Origin of the sequence: Amycolatopsis rhizosphaerae (genome assembly GCF_007713715.1) — a bacterium.
GTDB lineage: Bacteria > Actinomycetota > Actinomycetes > Mycobacteriales > Pseudonocardiaceae > Amycolatopsis_E > Amycolatopsis_E rhizosphaerae.
The window spans coordinates 1-6,137 of the sequence record NZ_VJWX01000426.1 but is presented as its reverse complement, the minus strand read 5'-3'; the positions used below and the strand labels follow the sequence as shown (position 1 = coordinate 6,137).

The following is a 6,137-nucleotide window of genomic DNA, read 5'->3' as shown; positions in this document are numbered from 1 at the left end:
CCTCGCCCCGGCCCGCCCCGGAGGCGGAGTTCCGGAGCCTGACGGTGAGCACCGTGCGCCCGCTGACCGACCGGGCCGTGCTGGTCGGGTTCCGCATCCCCGCCGCACTGCGGCCGGAGTTCCGGTTCGTCCCCGGCCAGCACGTCGTCCTGCGCACCGAACTCGACGGCGAGCCGGTCCGGCGGGCCTACGCGATCTGCTCCCGCCCCGAGGAAGCCGAACTCCGGGTGGCGATCAAACGGCTCAAGGGCGGGCGGCTGTCCAGCTACGCCACGACGGAACTGGCACCCGGAGCCCGCCTCGACGTCCTGCCCCCGGCGGGCGATTTCACGCTCGCCCCGCACCCGCGAGAGGCCCGGCACTTCGTGGCGATCGCGGCCGGGATCGGCATCGCGCCGTTGCTGCCGATGCTGTCCCACGCGCTCACCGCCGCGCCGCGCTGCCGCGCCACGCTGCTCTACGTCAACCGCAGCGGCGCGGACACCCTGTTCTCGGACGATCTGAGCCGGCTCGCCCGCGCCTTCGAAGGGCGGCTGCGGGTACTGCACTTCCGCACCGACGAGCGTGACCCCGACCTCCACCCCGTCCGCTCGGCGCGGCCCTTCGACAGCATCGGCACCGCACTGGCGATCTCCTACGAGCACTACCACGCCGGAGCGCTGGACGGGGCCCGGCTGCGGTCACTGCTGGCGGGACGGCTGCATCCGGCCAAGGTGGACGAGTGGTTCGTCTCCGCACCCCCGGAGCTCGCCGACCCGGTCCGCGCGCTACTGGCCGAACACCACGTGCCCGCCACCGCCGTCCACCGCGAGCACTTCGGGCTCAGCCCGGCCTCCTGAGACCCGCGCCGTCGTCCGGCACGGTCCGCAGGCGCAGCGCCAGCGCCGGGCAGAGCTTGACCGCTCGCCGGGCATGCTCGGCCAATCCCGGCGGCACGACGGGTTCCTTCGTCCCGTCGCGCGGCACCGGATAGCCCCACGGGTCGTTGCCCAGGGTCTCCGGCAGCAGTTCCGCGCACAGCCCCCGCCCGTCGCAGGCGGTCCAGTCGATGTGCAGGCGCAAGCCATCATCGGTCATCGCGTCCTCCTGTGCCTTGCGGGACACCCGCACCCGGTCGGACCCGACGACCAGCAAGCCATCATCGGTCATCGCGTCCTCCTGTGCCTTGCGGGACACCCGCACCCGGTCGGACCCGACGACCAGCAAGCCATCATCGGTCATCGCGTCCTCCTGGTGACACAGTCCCCCCGCAGGTGCCTCGCCACCTCGTCGTCGAACACGGCGAGCGCGCTGCGCACGAACCTCGCCGTGCCGTCGGGGTGGTGGCAGGCGCCGCGCCCCTCGACCAGTGCGGTCAGCCGGTGCAGCCGCTCCGGCAGGTCCGGTGTGCCGCCCCGGGCCAACCGCGCCATCGCGTCGGCGATGGCGGGCAGCCCGTTCAGGCAGGGACCGCACTGGCGGGCGCTCTGCTGCGCCAGGTAGTTCGCGACCCCCGCCGCGGCCCACAGGCCGCACTGCCCGGTATCGAGCGCGATGACCACACCCGCGCCGACCGCGCCGAGACCGGCGCGCGAGAACGGGCTCGCCAGCGCGGTGGCCGGTACCCAGGTGCCGTGGTAGCCGCCGACGAGCAGCGCGCACAGCGGCCGCGCCGGACCGCCCGCCCTGGCCAGCACGTGCCCGAGCGGAGTCCCGATCGGCACCTCGTAGACGCCGGGTTCGCGCACCGAACCGCTCAGCGTGGTCAGCATCGTCCCCGGCTCCCGCTCCGTCCCGCGTTCCCGGAACCACGACGGCCCGCAGCGCGCGATCAGGGCCAGCTGGGCCAGCGTCTCGACGTTCTGCACCAGCGTGGGCCGACCGTCCACACCGGACCGTGCGGTGAGCTCGAAACGGTCGCCGGGACGGGCGGGCCTGCCCTCCACGGCCGCGACGACCGCGGACTCCTCGCCACCGAGGAAGCTGTCGGGTGTCGCCACGAGGGACACCGCGATGGCATCCCAGCCCCGCGCCGCCCGCTCCGCCAGCGCCGCCTTCACCGCCGCCATCGCCGGCCCGGGCGGCGTGTACAGGTACGCCTGCCCCGCGCGGACCGTTTCGGCGGCCAGCTGCAGCCCGTCCAGCACCAGGTGCGGCGCGCGCCGCAGCAGCGTGTCGTCCTTGTGGCTGGCCGGTTCGCCCTCCGCGCCGTTGGCGATCACCACCGGCGCCCGTCCCCGGGCCACCGTGGCGAGTTTGCGCCACACCGGGAAACCGCCGCCGCCGCGCCCGGTCAGCCCGGCCGCGCGCAGGTCGCCGATCAGGTCCGGACGTCCCCAGGGCACGGGCCCGCAACGCCGGAAATGGGTCTGCAGGTCTCCGGCCGCCGCGTCCAGCAGCCCCGTCACCCGGCTCGTGCTCACAGTCATCCCCGGACCTCCCTTCGCGCCGAGAAACGGGTGGACAGCCGCCACCCGAGCGCGCCGAACACCGCCAGCACGCACAGGGCGGTCACCCCCAGGAACCACGGTGCGGCACCGTCGGTACCGGTGCCGAGGGAGTGCAGCAGCGCCACCGGCCACAGGCCGTAGGAAGCCCAGTGCACGGCGCGCCACGCGCGGCGGCCGATGCGGTGGCGCAGCAGGCTCGTCACCACCAGTGCCGCCATCAGGTCGAGCGCGACGGTCCCCAGCCCCTGCCAGAACGGCCGGTAGGCGCCGGCGAAGGGCAGCACCAGATCGAACAGCCGCAGCTGCGCGTACGGGTCGAACAGCAGCAGCACGACGTGCAGGCCCAGGAACGCACTCGCCAGCAGGCTGACGTTGCGGTGCACCTCGGTCACGGCGAACCGCGGCAGCCCGGGCAGCGGGCGCCCCGAGCGGGCGCTCACGCCGAGCACCACGGACGCGGTCAGCAGCACCAGTGCGACCAATCCGCTGCCCCGGCCGAAGGCCCACAGGGCCTGGGAACCGAGGGCGGTCACGACGGCCACCCGCCGAGGACGTGCACCCGGCCCGTCTCGTCGACGAGCCGCGCCGGGAGTCCGGCTCGGGTGAGCAGGGACGGCGCCTCGCGTCCTCGCACCAGCGCGGCCGTGGTCCACGTGTTCGCGTCGACGCAGGCGCGGGCGGCCACGGTGACGCTGCGCCAGGTCCGTGGCGCGGGCTGGCAGGTCCGGGGGTCGAGGACGTGGTGGAGCAGCCGCTCCCCGCGCCGCCAGGTCCGGCTCGTCGTGCTCGACGTGGCCATCGCGGTCCCGGACGGCACGGTAACGGTGCAGGCCGGGTCGCCGGGGGCGTCCCGCACGACGATCCGCCAGCCCCCCTCGGGCGGGGTTCCGGCCGTGGCGAGGTCACCGCCGAGTTCGACGAGCACGCCGGTGCCGAACGCCTCCGCCACCAGGCGGGCGCACCGGTCGGCGGTCCAGGCCTTCGCGGTGGCCCCGAAGTCCAGCCGCACCCCCTCGGGCACGCTCAGGCGGCGGCCTTCGAGTCGGACCCGCTGCCAGCCCGGTGCCTGCCGCACCCGGACCGGCACCGCGGGCCCGTCGGCGGGCACGAGCGGCAGGTCGCGGTCGTAGCCGAGTTCCGCGAGTGCCGAGCCGACGGTGGGGTCGACGTCCCCGCCGGTGCGGCGGGCGGCGTCCAGCGCGGCGGCGACCAGCCCGGCCAGCAACTCGCCGATCTCGGCCTCGCCCGCCCGTTCGGCACCGGCCAGTTCGGAATCGGGGCGGAACCGGCTGCACGCGGCGTCCACGGCGGCCAGTTCGGCTTCCACCAGTGCCCGTGCCCCGGGCAGTGCCGCCGGATCGGTGACCACGATCCGCGCGGTCGTGCTCCAGACCGGCCACTGCGCCACGCCGGGACCGGTCAACAGATCGTCCACAGTGGAGAGACTGGCGGCGGTCATCACGAACCTCCCGAACGCCCGTGCCCCGCACCGGATCCCGGTGAAATGCCGATTCCGCCCGAGGACTGGCCGGAACCGTCCCACTGCGTCGTGCCCGAGCCGGTCGAGTTCGCCGAACTCTGCTGCGTGCCCGGCACGGTGCAGGCGACCAGCGTGGTCCCGGCGACGCCCACCACCGCGATCCCGGCGGTGAGCAGCGCGACCCGGCGCAGTCCGTCTTCCCGTTTGCCCATGGTTCAGCCCTGCCTCTGCTGGTTCTGCTGGTTCTGGCCCGCGGTCCGTTCGGTCACCCTGGTGGCCGTGGCGGTACCGCCGTTCACCGTCGCGACGACGGTGACGGTGTCGCCGGTGGCGATGGAGGAGGAGTTCGCGTTGTTCCCGGCCGCGGTGTTGCCGTCGATCGTGTAGGTCCAGTGCGCCTGCCCGCGATCGTCCGAAGGGGACGGTGTGGTGGGGAGTCGTCCGGTGGTCATGCCTGGTCTTCCTCTCTGCCGCGGCGAGAACTTCGCCTGCGTGACAACCAGTTTTCGGCGGCAGTCTGTGCGGTGGCTGTGGGCCGGGTGGGGCCTTCCTGTGCCCCGGGACCGGCGGCGCGAGACACAGCGGGCTCACAGGAAGCGCACAACGCGCCCACACGAATCCGGGCGATCGTCGAGGAATGAACGTGCGGGAGCGTGCCCTGGCGGCGAGCGGAAACGACGGCGATGGCCGCGCACTCGGCGGCTGACCGGGGGCGGCGGCGAGGCCGGCCGCTGCGGACCAGGCTGATCGCCGCGCTGCTCGCCCTGCTCACCGTGGTATGCCTGCTGATCGGGGTGATCAGCGAGTTCGCGCTGTCCGCCTTCCTGACCCGCCAGGTGGACCAGCAGTTGCACGACACCATCGGCCGGGCCGCCGCACTGGACCGCGACCGGGAACACGACAACGCGCTCGCCGTCGCGGGCACCGCCACCGGCACCGTGCACGCCTGGTTTTCCGGTGGTGAGGCCGACGCGCAACTGCTCACCACCCGGCCGGGTTCGTCGCTGGCCCAGCCTCAGTCCCTCGGTTCCGGCGATCAGGCCGTCCTGCGCTCCGTGCCCGCCGACGGGCAGCCCCGCACCGTGACGCTGTCGAGCGGGCCGTACCGGGTGATCGCCGCCGCCAGGGGCGACGGGCTGGAAGTGTTCGGCCTGACCCTGGGGCAGGCCCGCGACACCTTGCTCACCGTCGGGCTGATCCTCGGCGGGGTCGCCGCCGCGGCCGTGCTCGGCGCCGGCATCGTCGGCGCGTACGTGGTGCGGCGCACGCTGCGCCCGCTCGACCGCGTCGCCGCCGCGGCCTCCCAGGTCACCCGGCTTCCCTTGGAGAAGGGGGAGGTCGCGCTGTCGGTGCGGGTCCCGGTGACCGACACCGACCCGTCGACCGAGGTGGGGCAGGTCGGCCACGCCCTCAACCGGATGCTCGGCCACATCGACCAGGCACTGGAAGCGCGGCAGGCCAGCGAAACCCGGGTGCGGCAGTTCGTCGCCGACGCCAGCCACGAACTGCGCACCCCGCTGGCCGCGATCCGCGGCTACGCCGAACTCACCCGCCGCTCCCGCGACCGCGTCCCGCCGAACGTCGCGCACGCGATGAACCGCGTCGAATCCGAGGCCTCCCGGATGACCGTGCTCGTGGACGACCTGCTGCTGCTCGCGCGGCTCGACGCCGGACGGCCGCTGGAACGGTCCGAAGTGGACCTGGCCAGGCTGGTCGCGGACGCGGTGGGCGACGCGCACATCGCCGGGCCGGGCCACCACTGGCAGCTCGCGCTGCCGGACGAACCCGTCGTGGTCATCGGGGATCCGCAGCGGCTGCACCAGGTTCTGGCCAACCTGCTGGCCAACGGGCGCACGCACACGCCGCCGGGCACCACCGTCACCACGCGCCTGCGCACCGAGCGCGGGGCCGCCGTGCTGACCGTCACCGACGACGGGCCCGGAATCCCGCGGGAACTGCTGCCTTCGGTGTTCGAGCGGTTCGCGCGCGGCGATTCGTCGCGCTCCCGGGACGCGGGCAGCACCGGCCTGGGCATGGCGATCGTGGCCGCGGTCGTCTCCGCGCACCGGGGCACCGTCGCGGTACGGAGCGGACCGGGCCGCACCGAGTTCGAAGTGCGCCTCCCGCTCACCGGGGTTTGAGTCCCGCGCTCGGCGAACCGGGCGCGGCCGGGGCACAGGATTCACACAGGTTCGGCACAAGGGCGGCCCAGGTGGGCTCGCCAGGGT

At 74.4% G+C, this 6,137-nt stretch carries 8 protein-coding genes; 2 read left to right on the top strand and 6 right to left on the bottom strand.

Annotation, left to right across the window (positions count from 1 at the left end; all coding sequences use genetic code 11):
- The coding region (locus FNH05_RS29520) for an FAD-binding oxidoreductase (protein WP_246128009.1) at positions 1-839 on the top strand (839 nt) is incomplete at its 5' end.
- Here the strand turns inward: FNH05_RS29520 and FNH05_RS39510 are convergent.
- Genes FNH05_RS39510 through FNH05_RS29490 form a run of 6 tightly spaced genes read right to left on the bottom strand, consistent with a single transcriptional unit; the run spans position 823 to position 4,361 of the window.
- Positions 823-1,221, bottom strand: a complete 399-nt coding sequence (locus FNH05_RS39510) for a ferredoxin (RefSeq protein WP_246128008.1) — start codon at positions 1,219-1,221, stop codon at positions 823-825. The genes FNH05_RS29520 and FNH05_RS39510 overlap by 17 nt on opposite strands.
- Complete coding sequence (locus tag FNH05_RS29510; protein WP_222426741.1) at positions 1,218-2,408, bottom strand: NADH-ubiquinone oxidoreductase-F iron-sulfur binding region domain-containing protein; 1,191 nt, start codon at positions 2,406-2,408, stop codon at positions 1,218-1,220. Before FNH05_RS29510 ends, FNH05_RS39510 begins: the two co-directional genes overlap by 4 nt.
- Positions 2,405-2,962, bottom strand: coding sequence for a ferric reductase-like transmembrane domain-containing protein (locus FNH05_RS29505; RefSeq protein ID WP_222426740.1), 558 nt, complete (start codon positions 2,960-2,962; stop codon positions 2,405-2,407). The genes FNH05_RS29510 and FNH05_RS29505 overlap by 4 nt, the downstream gene beginning before the upstream one ends.
- Positions 2,959-3,888 carry an FAD:protein FMN transferase gene (locus tag FNH05_RS29500; protein WP_144592125.1) on the bottom strand — a complete coding sequence of 310 codons (930 nt, stop codon included), beginning with the start codon at positions 3,886-3,888 and terminating at the stop codon, positions 2,959-2,961. Before FNH05_RS29500 ends, FNH05_RS29505 begins: the two co-directional genes overlap by 4 nt.
- Positions 3,888-4,121, bottom strand: a complete 234-nt coding sequence (locus FNH05_RS29495; protein ID WP_144592124.1) for a hypothetical protein — start codon at positions 4,119-4,121, stop codon at positions 3,888-3,890. The genes FNH05_RS29500 and FNH05_RS29495 overlap by 1 nt, the downstream gene beginning before the upstream one ends.
- A gap of 3 nt (positions 4,122-4,124) precedes the next feature.
- Positions 4,125-4,361 (bottom strand): hypothetical protein, encoded by a 237-nt coding sequence (locus FNH05_RS29490; protein ID WP_144592123.1) that lies wholly within the window; start codon positions 4,359-4,361, stop codon positions 4,125-4,127.
- A 231-nt stretch (positions 4,362-4,592) separates the two neighbouring features.
- On the opposite strand from FNH05_RS29490, the gene FNH05_RS29485 reads away from it, so the two are divergent.
- On the top strand, positions 4,593-6,050 hold the full coding sequence (locus FNH05_RS29485; protein WP_144592127.1) for a sensor histidine kinase: 1,458 nt from the start codon (positions 4,593-4,595) through the stop codon (positions 6,048-6,050).
- The last annotated feature ends 87 nt before the right edge of the window (positions 6,051-6,137 follow it).

Bases quoted from the DNA above. Each gene is read 5' to 3' on its own strand.
- FNH05_RS39510 (WP_246128008.1), bottom strand. From the start codon at position 1,221: ATGACCGATGATGGCTTGCTGGTCGTCGGGTCCGACCGGGTGCGGGTG.
- FNH05_RS29510 (WP_222426741.1), bottom strand. From the start codon at position 2,408: ATGACTGTGAGCACGAGCCGGGTGACGGGGCTGCTGGACGCGGCGGCC.
- FNH05_RS29500 (WP_144592125.1), bottom strand. From the start codon at position 3,888: ATGACCGCCGCCAGTCTCTCCACTGTGGACGATCTGTTGACCGGTCCC.
- FNH05_RS29495 (WP_144592124.1), bottom strand. From the start codon at position 4,121: ATGGGCAAACGGGAAGACGGACTGCGCCGGGTCGCGCTGCTCACCGCC.
- FNH05_RS29490 (WP_144592123.1), bottom strand. From the start codon at position 4,361: ATGACCACCGGACGACTCCCCACCACACCGTCCCCTTCGGACGATCGC.
- FNH05_RS29485 (WP_144592127.1), top strand. From the start codon at position 4,593: ATGGCCGCGCACTCGGCGGCTGACCGGGGGCGGCGGCGAGGCCGGCCG.